Source organism: bacterium (assembly GCA_024224155.1).
GTDB lineage: Bacteria > Acidobacteriota > Thermoanaerobaculia > Multivoradales > JAHEKO01 > CALZIK01.
Window position 1 is genome coordinate 1 of record JAAENP010000092.1, and the last position, 16,722, is coordinate 16,722.

Here is a 16,722-nt window from a genome sequence, read left to right on the forward strand (position 1 = left end):
CTGCCCTATGACCCGCCGGCTCCCTACGCGGAGCGGTTCCCGGAATCGCCCTACGACGGAGAGATCGCCTTCGTCGACTACCAGGTCGGCAAGATCCTCGCCAATCTCGAAGGGTCGGGACTCCTCGACTCGACGCTGATCGTGGTCACCTCCGACCACGGCGAGGCCTTCGGAGAGCACGTCGAGGAGGGACATGGTCTGCTGACCTACAACGAAACGCTCCGAGTGCCGCTCATTGTCTACGCACCTGAAGGTCTGTCCGGTGGTCGAGTGATTCCGGACCCCGTCGGGATCGTCGAAGTGGCGCCAACCCTGGCCGAGCTCTGCGGTCTGGAGCCGGGGGACTTCGACGGCGGTAGCCTGGTTGCCCTACTCGAGGGCGCCGAAAGACCGGAACCGAGTCTGTACTTCGAGAGCCTCGCCGGCGTCGACGCCAAGAACTGGGCTCCACGCACGGGAATCCTGGCTCGAGGCCACAAGTTCATCGACGTGCCGGAACCCGAGCTCTATGATCTGGAGGCGGACCCGCTCGAGCGGCACAATCTCCTGGGTTCGAGTGACCCGACCGCCGCCGAGATGCGCACGGAGCTTCGGCGAGAGTTGAGAGACCTGGTGGCGTCGGAACCGGGCGAATCGTCTGGAACCCCAGGAACCGGTCGAGATCTCGACGAGGAGGACCGCCGCCACCTGAGCGCGCTCGGCTACTTGTCCACGAGCGCCGGTGGAGCCACCCGGGTTCTCGATCCCAAACGAGGAATCGTGATCGACATGCAAACCAGGAACGCCCGCACTCTGATCAAAGCCGGCGAGCCCGACCGGGCCGAGGCCGTGATCGAGAAACTCCGCACGGACCATCCCGATGTCGAGGTCGCGGACTACTACGAGCTCGAGCACGAGATCGCGGCCCGGCGCGGTGACGTCGAGGGTGCCACGGCCGCGCTCGCCCAAGGGACGGTCTTATTCCCGGCAGGAGCCCTCGAGCTGAAGCTCGCGGCCTATCAGTTCGAAAACGGAAACCTCGACGAGTCCGAGCGGATCGCCGAGGTGATCCTCGAGCGCGACCCGAAGCTATCTCAAGCGATCAACCTCCTCGGCATGGTCGAGGAGAAACGGGGTCGGCCAGAGCAGGCGCTGGCGCGCTTCGAGGAAGCCCTCGCGCTCGAGCCGACATCGATCCCCTTGCTTTTGCGGATCGCGGACGTTCAATCGCAGCTCGGACGGGGTCCGCAAGCACTCGAAATCTATGAGAGGCTGCTGACAGCCGGCTCGCTCGACGGATCGGCCGATCATCTCTACCGGGCGGCCGCGTTGAATGCCATGGCGGGACACCTGCCGAGAGCGGAAGAGCTGTTCAGGAGAGGCCTCGCGCTCGAGCCCGCCGGTCGTCACTATCTCGCGCTGGCGATGGTCCAGCTGCGAGCGCAGAAACCGGGAGACGCCGCCGCGAGCCTCGAAACCGCGCTCGGCACCTTCAGAGGTGACCTCGAGCCCAACGATGTCCTGCTCGCCGAGGTTCTCCTGCGCCAGGCCGGAGGGCGGGACGGCTCACGATGAGAAGACCGGCTCAATGGCTCATCGTGGCGCTCCTCGGCACCGCCTTTCTGGGCTCGGGCTGTGCCTCGACAGCCAGTCCGGAGAGCTCGAGGCGGGGCCTCGAGGAGCTGATCGCCATCCGCGGGCTCGATCCCGAGCAGATCGTCTTTCCCGACCGCGTCACCGATCAGATGCGCGCCTGGGTCCAAGACAGGGTCCCGCATTCCAACGATCGCTACCGTAGGCTCGTCCAGCTGCTCGAAGCGCTCGAAGATCCGGGCGGTCTAAACCTCCGCTACGAGGCCGGCCACACCGGCACCGCCGAGGAGGTCTTCGTCAGCGGAACCTACAACTGTCTGTCGTTCTCCCATCTTTTCCTGGCCCTGGCCCGAGAGCTCGGAGTCGACGCCGACTACATGAGCGTCGATCGCATCCGCCGCTTTCGCAAGGAAGGTGACGTGGTGCTCGTGTCGGGCCACGTGACAGTGGGGTTCGGCATCGCGTCCAATCGCAGGTACCTCGCTTACAACGTCGGTCCCAACATCGATTACCGCACGGCCGTGCCCATCTCGGACATCACCGCGCTCGCTCTGTTCTACGGCAACCGTGGCGCCGAGGAGATCAGAGCCGGGAGCTATCGCGAAGCGGCTGAATGGCTCGAGACCGGGGTCCAGCTCGATCCTCATATCGCCGGAACCTGGGTCAACTTGGGGGTCGCTCGCAGGCGGACAGGAGATCTGGACGGCGCCGAGCAAGCCTATCTGAGGGCCGTCGAGATCGACTCCGGCTTCTTTCCCGCCTACCGCAACCTCGCCGGGCTTCACAAGCTGCGCGGTCGCGAAGACGTGGCCCAGGAGATGTTCGAGCTTCTCGAACGGCGTGGCAATCGCAATCCCTACGCCTTCCTCGCCCTCGGCGACCAGAGCCTGGAACAGGGGCGCCCCGAGGAAGCCGAGGCGTATTACCGCAGGGCTCTGAACCTCTCTACCGACAAGTCCGAAGCGCTCGTAGCCTTGGGCCTGCTCGCCCTCGAGCGAGAGGAGATCGACGAAGCGAAAGAGTGGCTGGAGAAAGCGCGGCGCGCCAACCCGCAGAGCCCACGCGTTGACGAGTTGGCCAGCGAACTCGAGCCCGGCACCGAGCGGCAGGAAACCCCCGCCGGGGGCGCCGTACGGATCGAATCCCTCTAGCCCGAGCCCTCGTTTCCGCCGACTCGCACCTGTTTGTGGACGAAAGCATCGACTCCCGAGAGCTCGTCCCAGACGCCGACCGCGACCTTGGGTAGGCCGCCGCGCACGAGTAGGGTCAGCGTGTGACCGATCTCCTTCCCGCGCGCTTCGTCCAGCGAGGCATGCGGAATGCGCACCGGATAGTCGGTCGTGTGAAGATCCGAGATCGCCCCTTCGTCATCCTTCACGGCGACGAAGATCTTGAGGCGCCCTTCTTCGTGCTCGCCGTTTGGCAATAGCGTCACACCGCGAATCGGGATGCGCACCAGCACCGGGAGGTGATACTTGTCACGACCCTGCTTTTCCGCGCGGCCGAACTCGATCGCTACGCCAAGCGGGTTCTTCTCGAGATCGAAGACCAAAGTAGACACCGTTCGGTCGGCGATCCTCTCTTCCGGACGCTTGTCGACATAGCCGGTGCGGTGCCGGACCCTGAGGCCGGAATCATTCTTCAAGCGCACCTCGATGCGGTGAAACTCGTCATCGCCGCCTTCCGGCGGGCTGTAGCCCAGGGAGTAGAAGACGTCGAAGTTCGCCGCCACGTCATCGAGGGCATCGTCGAAATCAAAGGTGTTGAGAACCGATCGGCCGCCGGTCGTCTCCGCCATTTCGATCAACGGCTGCTGGAGATTGTGCTGCCGGACAGCATCGAAGGCCGTCCGGCCGCCGCTCCCTGAAATGAGCGTGCCACCCGCTTCCGCTGACAGATGGGAGGTCCCCGTCGAGCCGGTCGCGTCGAAGGTGTAGAAGGTCACCTGATGGGCATTCGCCTCTCGGACGACCCGGCCGAAGAGCCGGGTCTGGTCTTCCGCCAGGGCCTCCGAAGAGGGATTCATGTCTTCTCCCGGCCCCGCGGCATCCTGCAGGCCCGCGGCGGTACCGAAGATGGCCTGGAGTTGCTGATAAAGCTCGTCGCCGGGGCGCTGGGGCAATCCCTCACTGACGTAGAGAAAGGCCTTGCGCCCCGGAAGGCCGCCCAGAGAGCGCACCGAGTCGCGCAGCGCCATCGCCGAGCGGCGGACGTTCGCCTGCGCCTCCTGCACATAGGATCGAAGGTAGGCGCGAGCCGACTTGGCTCTACCCTGCCCGGCGGCAATCTGCATCGACCGGATGGTCTGACGAATCCGGGCCTCATCCATCTGACGGTAGGTCGATTGCTTCTGCATCTCGCGCAGACCGTCGATGACCGCCTGCCTATCGCGGGTGAACGGCTGCACGATCTCGGCGCCCCGGTAGGCGCTCACCAGCATCACGTTGTCGCCGCTCCGAATCCGGTTCTCGAGGAATTCCTCCAGGCTTTCGAGCACGCGGTTGCGATTGAAAGGACGCAGGTTGAACTGGTCCACGTAGACGACAAGGTTGAGGCGCTGATCGGCGGGCAGAAGCTTCGGGCCAGCGCTCTGGATCGACCGCTCCGGAAGCTCGCCCGTTTCGACGATCTCCTCCAGAACCTCCGGTTGCTCGACCGTGAAGAAGTTGGTGATCTCGACCGGATTGCCATCCTCGAAGACCTCGAAATCGTCCTCAGTGAGCCCTGCAACCGGGCGCCCATCCTTGTCGGTTACGAACACTTCGATGTTGACGACGTTGACCTCGACGCGATCCACGAAGATCGGCGGCGTCTCTTCCTGAGCCGCGACGGCGCCGGAATACGCGGTGAGTAACACCGGCAAGAACCAGGCAACCGAGGCCTTGGTTTTTCCGGCCGAGAACTGTGGTTGCTTCCTCATCGAATCAAGCTATCACCCGACCCCTCCTGTCCTACTACGGATAAGACCGACTCCGAGTTTTCGTGGCTATCGCGAGTCGGCCGAATTACGCGACCCGAGTGGGCTCTCCCGCGGCCGTCGCGAAGTCCGCTAGCCCGGGCAGAGCTCTCGCGCTCTGTCCGCAGACTCGCCCCGTGCGACGATCTCTTCGAGCACGGCGCAGGTTTTCGCCAGCGTGTCCTGGCTCCCGCGGCTCGCGAGGCTTCGGGCCGCTTGGGCCAACCCGAAGAGAGAGGCCGTGCGCCGTGGCGCCCGATCGAGCGCCGCCTCGAATAGCCGGATGGCCTCCTGGGACCGTCCCAAGCCGAGCAGCACTTCGCCGTAGAGCTCGTGCGAAGGCTTGACGATATCGGGCGGGCCGAACTCGAGAGGCAGACTCGATTCAAGCTCGGTAGCCTGGTCGAGAAGCGCAATCGCCTGGGCTTCATTCCCGGATTCGAGTGCGATCAGTGCCGCCAGACTGCGCTCCAGCACCGTAGCCTTCTTCAAGGCCATCTGCCCGCCACTACCGTCCGAAAGACTGTCTTCCTCGGAGAGCTTGGCCCGGTGCGCTTTCAGACGTTCCCGGATCTCGCCAAGGCGGGCTCGGGCGACCTCGGAATCGTCCTCCCGAAGGGCTCTGTAGCCGGAAGCGAAGAGATCCTGTGTCACTCCTTCAGTCAACGAACTCGAAGCTGTGCAGAAGCAGCACACCTCGAGTAAAGGCCTCCTGCGCCTCCGGCGCACCCGAGTTGGGAAAGTCGAGGCTGCCGAGGTCGGCGGTTTCCGTCGCCCAGGAAAGCGAGGCCGATAGCGACAATAGCGCGAAGATTGAGACGAAAGCGCGAGCCGTGAGATTCATCGAGCTGATCCTCCAGAAAGCGGGCAGAAAACCGGCAAGAAACCGTCACAAATTCGGCGAAAGCCGGGCGTCCAAGTCGAGAGCGTGGAGCCGGGATTCTATTACGTCCGTTGTATCGAAGCTCTCTATGAACGCCGCTTCGAACCGTTGCACTCTCAGCACGCACTCATCTCTTCTTGTCCGCCCCATCCGCCTTATCCGCCGCATCGGTCCGATCCTCTATTCGACCCGGAAGCCGCGGGTGGCCCGATCGCGGCACCCGTTGGCCATGGAAAGGATCCCTTCCGCCCGGTAGCTCCCCGCCGGCAGGCCTGTGGGGATGATGTAGCGCTCCGAGTAGTGCCCGTGCTGTTGCGGGTCGAGCCGGTAGGTGGCGTGAGTCGCGTCGCTGTCCTGGAGTATCTTGTGTCCTGCCGCATTCCGGACGAGAAAGGTCATGCGGATCGATCCGTAGTAGTCGCCGTAGTCGCCGTTGGCTGAAACCAACGGACGCATGTGAAGGGTGAAGGTGTCCCCTGCGCGGAAGATATCGGCGCGCTCGAGGCTCGACGAGTCGTACCAGCTCCGGGCGGTGAAAAAGTCATCGATCAGGCACTGCCCTTCCGGGTGGAGAACCGCCGGTCGGTTGCCGTCGCCCGCGGACACGATCAAGGTGTAGGGCTGGGGTCCCATGGGCACTTTCCTGCCCTTGATCCGGAGGGTCCAGTCACCGGGCTCCGGGTCGACGACCAAAACGTGCTCCACGTTGTCGACCTGGTTGCGCTTCTTCCGCGGCGGCGCCGTAGGTTGGCTCCCATCGAGGACCCAAGGTCGTATTTTTTTCTTCGTCGATGGGCCCTTCAGCCAAATGTCCAGGTCGTTGACCAGCCGCTCACCCGAGGGATCGTGCCAGACCAGAGTGGCCCGAAGCTCACGCGTTCCCTCGGGCACCTCGAACGACAACCGCTGTCGCTTCTTGTGGTCGATACTCTTCTCGAGCATCAGGCTGCGAAGGGGATCCTTCTGCTGCTTCTTGTTCTTCCTGCGAAGCTGCCGCTCGCTCAACGCTGCCGAGCGCACCACGCGAGCGGCGAGCTCGGCGTCGACGAGGCCCCAGCCTGAAGAGTACTGGGGTCCGGGGGCCTCCAGATCGCGCGCCGAGTGGATGAGCAGGTTCTTGAGCATCGCAGAGCCGATCTGACTCTTGTGCTTGCGCCGGTAGTAGTCGGTCAGCAACGCTGCCGTGCCGCTCACGGCTGCGGTGGCGTCGGAAGTGCCCGAGCCGTAGCCGTACCCGTCGTCCCGAGTCGGCCGGTAGATCTGCAGCCCGGTGGCGACGACGTCCGGCTTCACCCGGCCGTCGTTGGTCGAACCCCAGGACGAGAAGTAAGTCGGCCGATCGTCTTTCGTCGTGGCGCCGACGGTCAGCACGTTCTTGGCGAGGGCGTGGCCGACGATCGAGCGATACTCGGGGTTCGGAGGGTGGATGTCCTGGTGCTGGATCCCGTCGTCGTTCTCGTACTGGTCGCCGTGGGTATGAGGGCCGAGATAGGAGCGCTGTCTCTGGTTGGCGGCAGCAAACACGAACAGGAGGTCACTCTCGCGAATCGAATCGTCGCCGGCGGCCGCCAGAGCGTGGTAGTAGCCCCAGGCCCAGGTGTCCTCGCGCCACGACCAGTGGCCGGCGCCGCCCACTCTGAGCTGAAACCACCAGCCGACGGTCAGAGACCAGGAGTTGTTGACGATGCCGAAACCGTAGCGGTCGCGGCCCCGGCGCATCTCGTCCCATGTGTCCCAAGCTTGCGAATACCAGTAGAGGCGCGCCTTGGGCGCCATGCCGCGGGCCCTGGGGTCGAGGATGCCCGCGCCCGCGATGATTCCCGACATCGAGGTGCCGTGATCGATCGACGGCCGGGTCCGCACTCGGGTCACGCGGCCCTCGAGATCGGTGTGAATCTCGTTCGGGTAGTTGTCGACCAGGGCCACGCCGACGCCGCTCCCGTCAGCACCCTTGAACGCCGGCTCGCCCCGCACGTTGACGATTCGCATGCGCTCCGCGGCGTTCTTGCTGGCCGGAGCCGGCGGCGGCAGCGCCGGGTCGGCCCATTCCACCTCCGGAAAGCGAAGGAGACTCTCGAGCTCATTGCGAGTGGCCTCGATTAGTAAGGCGTTACCTGAGGCGTACCCCGCGCTATCGACTGGGATGCGATGCTCGCGGAGGATCTCGGAGGCACGCCCAAAGGGAACGTGTCGGAAGAACTTGAGGTGGACCTTGATTGGCTCGCCGGATCGTGCCCGCGCGACCAGAGCCGGAGCGGCGTCAAACAGCCGGGAGCGCTTCATGGCCGGTGCAAGTTCGAGCGTCGCTCGAACCCGGGTCATTACCTCGAGCTTCCGGCACGCCTCGGCGCCACGGCAACGCACAAGATACATATTGCCGTCGACATACCGCAGCAACTCGATTCCCTGACGACGCAGCCGTTTCTGCTGCCGCCGGTCCGGAACGTCGTCGAACTGAACCAGAAACGGCCGGCCGTCGTGTGCGATCGCCTCTCTCTGACCAGCTGCGGGCTGCACATGCACCGAGCCCAGAGTGAGGTTGTATTTGGAGTTCGGATCGAGATGTCGGCCGGAAGCAGCGGTCACAGTGGCGCCTCCGAGCGCGACTAACGATAGTGCCACAAGGGTTCTGGATCTAGCGCGGACCGTGCGTGTCATGGGTCATCTTCGAGTCGGCTCTTCTCCCCCTCCAACGTATGACGCGCTGGCCGGAACCAAACCCCGCAAGTTCGGGACACCCCTCCATCTGCGGGTTCTGGCCGTCGATGCCGCGTCCTTCACTACGGCGACAACTCGTCGCCCGAAGCAAGAGGAGATAGCGCATGAATTGGTCCTGTTCGCGACTAGCGTTTCTGGTTCTCGGCCTCATCGCCGCTTCGAGCGTGGCTCAGGCCGCCACCCTCGAGATCGGTCTCCCCACCGCTCATGCCCGTGCCGCTACCTCCGCCGATCACTCCGAGGGAGACCTGATCTTCTTCGATCCCTATCCGGCGACCGTCGGGTTGGACTACAAGGGAACTATGCGCCTGGAGAACTTCACGATTCTGGGTGATTTCGCCGAGATCGAGCTTGCGGTCGCCGACGATGCTCCGGTTCGCAGCTATCAGCGTCGCGAGAGGCGCGAGGTGGACGGGGTCACCCTGAGCGTCTTCGAGCTCAGCTTTCCGGCCAGCGAGTTGCAGCAGGGAGGCCCGATGCCGATGCGTTTCGATTGTATGGATCCGGCGTGTCAGGGTCAGACGTCGTCGCTGATCCGGCTCCGGCCGTCCACGATCCCGAAGACAGAGGTCATCCGGATCAACGACAGCGTTCAGTACTCGAGCCACGTGGTCAATATCGTGGCGCCGTACGATACGACTCTCTTCAGCGGCAATCTCCCAGCAGGTGATCGAGTCTTCAACTTCGCAGAGGTCGCCAGGACCTTCTATGAGCACTTCAGCGACACCTACGAGGAGCTCGCCTTCACGCCGACACGGGTCCACACGAGTCCCCGCGGCGGCGCCGTCGAGGACAGGATCTACAGCGACATCGAGGGCATCGGCATAGACCCGGTCGACCGGCGACAGCAGTGGGGAGACTCGAACGTCCTGGTACACGCCAATACCTATCTGCGCGGCGACTTTTTCTGGAATTACCTCTCGCTCCACGAGACCGGCCACCACTGGGGCTTCTACTTCTCGCTCTTCGACGTTGCCGGCAAGCGGCCCAGCGGCTCGACGGCCTGTCTGGGCTCTCCCAGCCATGCGCCGCTCCTGGCGGATCAGCCGAGCTTTCTCAGCCTGTGTCTGTTCCCACCGAGCCGTATCGCCCGGCAGGGAAAGAAATGGGTGGTCTCGGAGGCACCGCTACCCGTCTTCTTCCATCCGCTCCAGCTCTACGCCATGGGCCTCCTCGAACCGGAGGAGGTGCCGCCCGTTCTGCTGCGCAAGAAGCAGGGCGGCCCACGCTTCCCATCGAGCGGTCGGAAGATGAAGGGCCCCTACCTCGAAGTCACGATCGACGATGTCATCGCCCACTACGGCGAACGCAGCGGCTCCGTACCGCCCAGAATTTGGCGGCGGGCGAACATCGTCGTCTCGCCCGAGCGCCTGCTGAGCGCACGTGACCTGCGCTGGTACAACTTCTTCGCCAAGCGGATCTCGGATCCGGACGTCACCGGAATCGAGGGCCTGGACCGAGTTCCGTCGATGGAGACCGCGACCTTCGGTTCGATGGATATGCGGACCGAGATTCGACCCATCAGCCATCCACAGATACGGGGCCGGTTCCAGGTCTCCTATCCCAAGGTGGGGCGCAAGGACATCGCGGGGCTGGTCCTGAAATCCAAGCTCGGCGGGCGCTACCTGGTGGGCAAGACGTACCGGATCTCGGGGCGCGTCAAGAACCCTGGTGAGTCCACCAATCTAACCATCGAGATCGGCGGCAGCGTCTTTTCCGGCGACATCGGGACGGACAACCGTTTCTCGATCGAAGTCCGCCTCGGCGACGAAGACAAGGGCCCGCAGTGGATGGCGCTCTGGCTGGGCGATCGCGACAAGCTGCTCGGGCGGGTGGCGCCGGTATACGTCGAGTGAGTTGGGAGGTCATTGAAGTGTTGTTCAAGTTGATGATTCGACTGCTTCTTGTAGCTGTCGCGTTGGCGGCACCAGTTGCCGCGGACAGCCCGACACAGGTCACCACGGATCCTGCGCGGGATTGGGACCCATCCTGGTCACCCGATGGATCCAGGCTGGTGTTCACGTCGGACCGATCCGGCTTTGATCAGCTGTGGACCCTGTCGGGCACCGGAGGAGATCCGGTGCGGATCACCGGCGAGCCCGCCTACCACCCAGCCTGGTCCCCGGACGGCCGGCTCATCGCGTTCACCTCCGAGCGCAGCGGCAACCAGGATATCTGGACCCTCCGTGCCGACGGACGACGTCCGCGGCAGATCACGGTGAACCCCGCTCGAGACGAGACTCTGGGTTGGTCTCACAGAGGCGAACGGATCACTTTCGATTCGAATCGAAGCGGGAACTGGGACATCTGGACCATCCCCGCTCAGGGAGGAACCGCCACCCGCCTCACCGACCACCCCGCTCTGGATGCGGGACCGACCGGTTCCAGGGACGGCTCGCGTATCGCCTTCACCTCCAGCAGAGAGGGGCCCATGGACCTCTGGGTTATCCCATCCGGCGGCGGTACAGCGAGGCGCCTCTCCTCCGGTCCTCACACCGACGTCGGACCTGACTGGTCACCGGACGACGCATTGATCGCCTTCGGGACCGATCGGAACGGCAACTGGGACATCTGGCTCGTTTCCTCGAATGACGGCCGCCCGTGGCCACTCATCACCGACGCCGCCAACGACCTCTATCCAGCCTGGTCGCCCGACGGTTCCAGAATCGCATTCTCCTCGAACAGGGGGGGCAACAGCGATGTGTGGATTCTCGACCTCGTCGGTGTCACCGGTTGTCTGGCGCTTTCCGGCGATCCGTTGGCCGACGCCCGTGTGCGTCTCTCCCAGGCAGGAAGACCGAAGAGATTTGCCGACACCGGCCCGGACGGATGCTTCTCCCACTACGCCCTTCGAGAGGGAAAGAAGTTCAAGCTCAAAGCCTACGGGCCAGAGGTTGCGGCGGAAGGGACCACGCTCGCCACCTGTCTCAGCCTCAACCAGGATCCCCTGGCTGATAGGAAGGTGATCCTCAAGCAATCGGGCGGCCACACACAGCGGCGGCGCACGGGTGCCGACGGCTGCGTTCTCTTCGAGAACCTCGCGGCCGGGACAACCTTCAACCTGACCCTGAAGGGCCCCAGGGTTGTGGCTGAAGAATCCGCTTGGTAGCCGAGCAGGCTAATTGCCGCCAGGTGCAGGCGAAGACGGGTTCATTGACAACGCCGTCTCCAGGAGAATCGTGGCATGATGGACACGGCCGAGCTTCCAGGGAGGTGACCCGATGCTGACGTCCTCCATAGCTGTCCTGCCGTTCGCCGATCTGAGCGCTGGTAAAGACCAGCGGTACTTCTGCGACGGTCTGGCTGCCGAGTTGATCACCGCCCTGTCCCGCGTAGAGGGCCTGCGGGTCGCACCGCGCAGTTCCTCCTTCCACTTTCGAGCCATCGACGACGCTCGGGAAGCGGGTCGGCAGCTGCGGGTGTCCGCGGTTCTCGAGGGCAACGTCGGCAAGGCCGACGGCCGGCTGCGAGTGAGTGCCAAACTGACCAGGACGGTCGGCGGAATAGAGCTCTGGTCGGACACCTTCGATTGCCCCCTGGAGGACGTCTTCGCCATCCAGCACGAGATCGCCGAGCGTATTGCCCACACGCTCGAGCTGCGCCTCGATCAGCAACACTCGGAGGCTCTCAAGCGACCGCCGACCTCCGACGTTCAAGCCTATGAGTACTACCTCAAAGGGCGCGAGCGGTTCTTCGAGTACCGGCGCCGCGGCGTGGAAGCGGCCCTGCAGCTCTTCAACATGGCACTGATGCTGGACCACGACTACGCCCGCGCCTACGCCGGCGTCACCGAATGCTGCACCTTCCTCTTCATGTACGCCGACGGCGACGAGGCCGACCTGGAGCAGGCCGACCTGGCAAGTCGGCGTGCGCTCGAGCTTTCCCCCGATCTGGCCGAAGCGCACGCCGCGCGTGGGTTGGTGCTGTCGCTCCAGCGCCGGTACGAAGCGGCCGAGGAGGAGTTCGAAACGGCGATCGACCTGAATCCGAAGCTCTACGAGGCCTTCTATTTTTACGCTCGCAATAGTTTTGTCCAGGGTCATCTCAAGACCGCCGCGAAGCTGTTCGGGCACGCCTCCAGAGTCGATCCCGACGACTACCAGGCGCTTCTGCTCGTGCCGCAGATCTACGACGAGCTGGAGCGCCCGGAGGAAGCCGCCGCGTGCCGGCGCCGGGGTATACAGGCCGCCGAACGCCGCCTGCAGCAGAACCCCGAGGAGACCCGGGCGCTCTATCTGGGCGCCACCGCCTTGGTCTGTCTGGGACAATCGAAGCGAGGACTGCGTTGGGCCGAGCGAGCCATGGAACTTGAGCCCGATGAGCCGATGGTTCTCTACAACATAGGATGCGTTTACTCACTGGCCGGCGAGATCGATCGGGCCCTGGAGTGCATCGAAAAATCCGTTACCAGAGGACTCGCCTATATCGACTGGCTGCGGCAGGACAGCAACCTGGATGCCCTACGCGACCATCCCCGCTTCCAGGCGCTCCTCGGAGAGCAGGCGTCCTAGCAGTCGCCGGGAGCGGTGTCACTCACCCGATGACCGAGAACGACGAGTCCTTGTGGACGTCGCGCAGCCGGCTGAAGAATCCGAGATCGAGATCGCGCCGGGTGTACTTGAGCCGCAACTTCACCGGATCCCGGTCGTGGTCGTGGCCGGCCTCGACCCTGGAGATCAGCTCGGCCATCAGCTTGCCCACCACGGGACCGTTCTTGAACTGGTTGCCGGACGTCCCCACCGCCATGTAGAACCCCGGTAGATCCGAGCGGTCGTAGACCGGGATCCAATCGTCGCTGACGTCGTAGAGATCGACCACGCCCCCGGGCCGATTGGGCACCGGCAATTCGGGCATACGCTGCGCCACTCGCAGGACCTGTGTGAACCAGTGTTCGCTGAAGTTGGTGTTGTAGTCGTCCGGATCCTCGACCCAGTCGAGGTCGTCGCACGGCGGGTCCTCGGAGCCGAGAAGGACGTGGTTGCCCGTGTCCGGCCTCGAATAGCCGCCGACGTCGCCGTCCGAGGTGATGGTGCCGACGGTGTCCCAGTCGACGCCGGCGGGGCCCAGCACGTGACACACCTCATGCTTGACGGGACGCGTCGAGATCTTCATCCCTCCGTCCACCCCGGCGATCCGGTTGACTCTCCCGGAATGGGGTCCGGCGACGTTGACGACGACACCGGCCTCGAGACGAGTGCCGTCGGCCAGCCGTACGCCGGCCGCGCGGCCACCGGCCTCGAGAACTGCGACCACCTCGGCACCGAACAGAAACTCGCCGCCACGGGCCTCGCATGCCCGCTGCACGTTGTGGCACGAAAGCTGGGGATCGCTGATGAAGCCCGATTCGGGAACGTAGATCGCTCCCTCGATCGAGTCGCCGGTGGGGTGCCCGAAGCGGGGATCCTCGCGTCCGACCGGAGGGCCGAACGAGCGCGTGTCCAGAATCGGCAGAAACTCCTTCACGCCGCCGGCGTCGAGCTCCTCGTAGGCAACCTTGAGCTCGTCGAGGCTCGCCATGACGTTCGTCAAGTGGTGGTTGCGCTCGGTCTTGAAGACAAGGCAGCCGGTGTTCCGGTATCGGGCCAGGCCAGCCTCGTCACCGATTCCCAGGTACCTACCCCAGTCAATCCAATAGAAGTAGCTCTCCCGGGCCATGGCAACGCCATCGGGGGTCGAGTAGTGGAAGCGGACAATGGCGCACGAGCCCGAGGTCGAGCCGTAGCCCGCGCCGTGCAGCTTGTCGACGTTGAGTGTGCGGTAGCCGCGCTTTGCGAGCTCGTAGCCGGTGCAGCAACCGATGATCCCGGCTCCGATGACGATGGCGTCGTAGTTTCTAGACATGCTCCGCGGTTCGATACTGGGCGATCTCGCGGCCTATGACAAGTCCACCTTTCCACCATGCCACTACACTGGCACTTGTGCACCCTGCCTGTGAGACCCGACCATGAGATCTGAAGGTTTGTCCCCTCGCCTGTTTGCAGCCGGCGCGACCGGCGGTGCCGTCTCGGCACTCGCGCTCCTCCTCTTTGCGCTGATCCTCGGCGCCTGTCGCGACGCTCGACCGGCCGCAGCCTGGACGGCCGCCGAACTGCTGCTGGAGCTCGCGACCCTGAAACAGGACTCCGAAGACCTCGGCGTCGAGGAAACCAAAGTGCGACTCGAAGAGTTCGCACGGCGGGCGGTTCACTCGTCGATCGAAGCCACGGATGCCGAGGTGGTGTCCGTCTACCGGCGCGACGCCGACTGGGCCACGCGCCCCTACTTCGCGCTCGGCTACGACCGCGAAACCTACGTCTATCTCGAAGAGATCGACCCAGGCTTTCAAGCCGACCTTGCACGACATCCCAACTGGGCCTCCGTCGCCTACACCACCGGCGAACAGCAACTGATGTTCGAGCTGGCGCTCGATCGATCGACCTTCGAGCAACTGCAGCCGGGGTGTCGAATCAATCTCACCTGCGAGCTCGCGGCCGTGATTCGCGGCGGCAAGAGCGTCTACTGTCGCGCCCTGGCCACGAAAACCCTGAGCTGCGGCCCGGTGTAACCGGTTTCACAGCCGCAGCCCACGGACGGCGCGTATTCTCGACTAAAGGGAGACAGAGAGAGGCAGCCTAAGTTGCTGGCAGATCCTACGGAAACGCTCGTCCTCGGTATCCGCGCCTGTTCTCAGGGCGAGTGGAGAGATGGGCTAACGCACCTGAGCCGGCTCGAACATCACCAGGCCCAGAACGGTGAGCTCCCCGGGCTCTTCTACTCATACCTCGGGCATGCCGTCGCCCGCTGCGAAGGCCGCAAGCAAGAGGGTCTGGCAATGTGTCTCCACGCGGTCGAGCTCCAGCCGTTTCAACCGCTCAATTATCTCAACCTCGCGCGCTCGTATCTGCTCGTCCGCAACCGGCGCGAGGCCGTTCGTACGCTGCGCCGCGGGCTGGCACTCGATCCGAGCCACCGGGGACTGCTTGGGTTTCAGCGCGAGCTTGGCGTCCGGCGGCGGCGACCCATCCGATTCCTCTCTAGAGGCAATCCCCTCAACCGCCTACTCGGGCGGCTCAGAGGCGGATGGCGCGAACGGCGCAGAGCCTTGCGCAGACAGAAGGAAGAGGAAGCAGCGCTGAGCCTCTGAGTTCTTAGAGCCTCCTGAAGTGAGGTGCGCAGGCGCTCCCATCCTGCCCGTACGGGTGGCGCAAGCTTCGCAATAATGGGCGTAACGTTTTAGTTGGCTCGATAATGCCAACCCGCCAGGCGGGAGAAAGGAGGGATCATGGGGGCAGACGAAGCCTACCTTGAGGGCGTGAAAGCGGCGCAGAACGGAAGGCCTCTCTCAGACAACCCCTACGAGGAGGGCACCGAGGACTACCTATCGTGGAGGGACGGCTGGAACTCGGTTCAGAAGTAGCGACGCCGAGAATCCGGTACGACGCTCCCCGTCCGCGAAAACTGGCGGGCGGCGCCGCGTTAGCCCTACGACGCAGCTCGGCTGGAGCTGGCTGGGGCTACTGCGTTTTCCGTCTCTTGAATGCGCGGACGTCCTCATCCGTTAGCGTCAACCACTCGCCTCGCCTTGGCCGGTCTTCGAAGCGACGCTGCCAGTAGGCCTCTATTCCCACCGGGTCGTCGGTCTTGATGGCGTGGATGATCTTGGCCTTCGCGGGTAGCGCCGCCGATAGCTCGGCTTCGCTTTGGCTAACCCGTTTGGTTCTGCCAATCCTGTAGTGGCTCTGCTGAAACTGTGCGAGATACACATAGCCGATGTTCTCTTCGGCCTTGCCGAGACCCGATTCGGATTTGTCCGCCGCCCTCGCAGCTATCGGAGCGCAGATTGAGGCTACGTCCTCGTAGCCACCGACGCTCCGGCAGTAGGCGAGAATCCTCGCGGCGGTTTGCACCTTCCCTCCCCACCTGTTGTTGAAACCGTCGTCGTGCGCGGACTCCAAACTGCTGCGAGCCCTCATGCGGAGCTCGTTTCGCACGGGGAAGCGACCAAGGTATCTGATCAGTTGGATGTACGCGTCCAGGAGCGCCTCTTCGTCTGAAGCTTGGGCCAGCGTCTTCCGCGAAAAGCCCGCCTCCTCGACCGCATCGGCCCATCGCGCCCAGTGGACACCAGCCCACTCGCTTTCCTTGATCCCGGTTTCGGCTTCGAACCTCCGGCTGCTCCAGGGCAAACCACCGTTTCCCACGGCTGTCCTCCGAATCTCGGCCAAGATGTGTTTCTTGTCCATACCCAACTTGTCAAGTGTCACGATAGGCGCGCCGCGTCTTTCCTGACGATGGAAAACTTCACATCCGGCGGCGACCCTCCTATTTCGTGGCGGTTTGCCCCTCACCGCGCTGTCAACAACTCCTGCAGCTCGGCGATCTCGGCCTGAAGCTTCTCAATGACGCTCCGCTGCTCTTGGACCATCTTGTGAAGGCCTTGGATGGCTGCCAGGGCCAGGCCCCCCGTGTCGCTCGGCGAGATGTGTTTGTCGTCGTGCCCGAAGCCGAAGCGCTGGTAGAAGTCCTCGGCCACCGGCCCCACGTGGCGGGCGTCGTCAGGGTCGTCCCTATAACTCCAGGTGAAGATCTCGAGCTCCGTCAATCGGGCCAGCAA

General features: G+C 64.1%; 14 protein-coding genes. 7 read left to right on the plus strand and 7 right to left on the minus strand.

Annotation, left to right across the window (positions count from 1 at the left end):
* On the plus strand, positions 1–1,554 hold a 1,554-nt coding region (locus tag GY769_04960), incomplete at its 5' end, for a sulfatase-like hydrolase/transferase (protein ID MCP4201267.1).
* A complete protein-coding gene (locus tag GY769_04965) occupies positions 1,551–2,723 on the plus strand; it encodes a tetratricopeptide repeat protein (protein ID MCP4201268.1) in 1,173 nt (390 codons plus the stop codon). The genes GY769_04960 and GY769_04965, both read left to right, overlap by 4 nt.
* Here the strand turns inward: GY769_04965 and GY769_04970 are convergent.
* The 4 genes from GY769_04970 to GY769_04985 form a co-directional block, all read right to left on the minus strand.
* A complete protein-coding gene (locus tag GY769_04970) occupies positions 2,720–4,492 on the minus strand; it encodes a VWA domain-containing protein (GenBank protein MCP4201269.1) in 1,773 nt (590 codons plus the stop codon). The two genes, GY769_04965 and GY769_04970, sit on opposite strands and share 4 nt — an antisense overlap.
* 129 nt (positions 4,493–4,621) lie before the next feature.
* Positions 4,622–5,182, minus strand: a complete 561-nt coding sequence (locus tag GY769_04975) for a hypothetical protein (GenBank protein MCP4201270.1) — start codon at positions 5,180–5,182, stop codon at positions 4,622–4,624.
* Positions 5,183–5,186: 4 nt separating this feature from the next.
* Positions 5,187–5,372 carry a hypothetical protein gene (locus GY769_04980; protein MCP4201271.1) on the minus strand — a complete coding sequence of 62 codons (186 nt, stop codon included), beginning with the start codon at positions 5,370–5,372 and terminating at the stop codon, positions 5,187–5,189.
* A 219-nt stretch (positions 5,373–5,591) separates the two neighbouring features.
* Positions 5,592–7,997: a S8 family serine peptidase gene (locus tag GY769_04985; protein ID MCP4201272.1), complete on the minus strand. Its 2,406-nt coding sequence runs from the start codon at positions 7,995–7,997 to the stop codon at positions 5,592–5,594.
* A gap of 236 nt (positions 7,998–8,233) precedes the next feature.
* On the opposite strand from GY769_04985, the gene GY769_04990 reads away from it, so the two are divergent.
* The 3 genes from GY769_04990 (at position 8,234) to GY769_05000 (ending at position 12,640) form a co-directional block, all read left to right on the plus strand.
* Positions 8,234–9,985: a hypothetical protein gene (locus GY769_04990; protein MCP4201273.1), complete on the plus strand. Its 1,752-nt coding sequence runs from the start codon at positions 8,234–8,236 to the stop codon at positions 9,983–9,985.
* A gap of 17 nt (positions 9,986–10,002) precedes the next feature.
* A complete protein-coding gene (locus GY769_04995; protein MCP4201274.1) occupies positions 10,003–11,238 on the plus strand; it encodes a hypothetical protein in 1,236 nt (411 codons plus the stop codon).
* A gap of 112 nt (positions 11,239–11,350) precedes the next feature.
* Positions 11,351–12,640, plus strand: coding sequence for a tetratricopeptide repeat protein (locus GY769_05000; GenBank protein ID MCP4201275.1), 1,290 nt, complete (start codon positions 11,351–11,353; stop codon positions 12,638–12,640).
* A 22-nt stretch (positions 12,641–12,662) separates the two neighbouring features.
* Here the strand turns inward: GY769_05000 and GY769_05005 are convergent, their stop codons facing one another.
* Entirely contained in the window at positions 12,663–13,970 is a 1,308-nt protein-coding gene (locus tag GY769_05005; protein ID MCP4201276.1) for an FAD-binding oxidoreductase, read from the minus strand.
* A gap of 103 nt (positions 13,971–14,073) precedes the next feature.
* Between GY769_05005 and GY769_05010 the strand changes: the two genes are divergently transcribed.
* Together GY769_05010 and GY769_05015 are read left to right on the plus strand one after the other, a co-directional pair.
* Positions 14,074–14,673 (plus strand): hypothetical protein, encoded by a 600-nt coding sequence (locus GY769_05010; protein ID MCP4201277.1) that lies wholly within the window; start codon positions 14,074–14,076, stop codon positions 14,671–14,673.
* Positions 14,674–14,745: 72 nt separating this feature from the next.
* Positions 14,746–15,252: a hypothetical protein gene (locus GY769_05015; protein MCP4201278.1), complete on the plus strand. Its 507-nt coding sequence runs from the start codon at positions 14,746–14,748 to the stop codon at positions 15,250–15,252.
* A 370-nt stretch (positions 15,253–15,622) separates the two neighbouring features.
* On the opposite strand, the gene GY769_05020 is transcribed toward GY769_05015, so the two are convergent.
* Positions 15,623–16,351, minus strand: coding sequence for a GIY-YIG nuclease family protein (locus GY769_05020; GenBank protein MCP4201279.1), 729 nt, complete (start codon positions 16,349–16,351; stop codon positions 15,623–15,625).
* A 101-nt stretch (positions 16,352–16,452) separates the two neighbouring features.
* A partial coding sequence (locus GY769_05025; protein ID MCP4201280.1) for a hypothetical protein occupies positions 16,453–16,722 on the minus strand: 270 nt, incomplete at its 5' end.

Bases quoted from the DNA above. Each gene is read 5' to 3' on its own strand.
- GY769_04970 (MCP4201269.1), bottom strand. From the start codon at position 4,492: ATGAGGAAGCAACCACAGTTCTCGGCCGGAAAAACCAAGGCCTCGGTT.
- GY769_04965 (MCP4201268.1), top strand. From the start codon at position 1,551: ATGAGAAGACCGGCTCAATGGCTCATCGTGGCGCTCCTCGGCACCGCC.
- GY769_05005 (MCP4201276.1), bottom strand. From the start codon at position 13,970: ATGTCTAGAAACTACGACGCCATCGTCATCGGAGCCGGGATCATCGGT.
- GY769_04980 (MCP4201271.1), bottom strand. From the start codon at position 5,372: ATGAATCTCACGGCTCGCGCTTTCGTCTCAATCTTCGCGCTATTGTCG.
- GY769_04990 (MCP4201273.1), top strand. From the start codon at position 8,234: ATGAATTGGTCCTGTTCGCGACTAGCGTTTCTGGTTCTCGGCCTCATC.
- GY769_05020 (MCP4201279.1), bottom strand. From the start codon at position 16,351: ATGGACAAGAAACACATCTTGGCCGAGATTCGGAGGACAGCCGTGGGA.
- GY769_05010 (MCP4201277.1), top strand. From the start codon at position 14,074: ATGAGATCTGAAGGTTTGTCCCCTCGCCTGTTTGCAGCCGGCGCGACC.
- GY769_05000 (MCP4201275.1), top strand. From the start codon at position 11,351: ATGCTGACGTCCTCCATAGCTGTCCTGCCGTTCGCCGATCTGAGCGCT.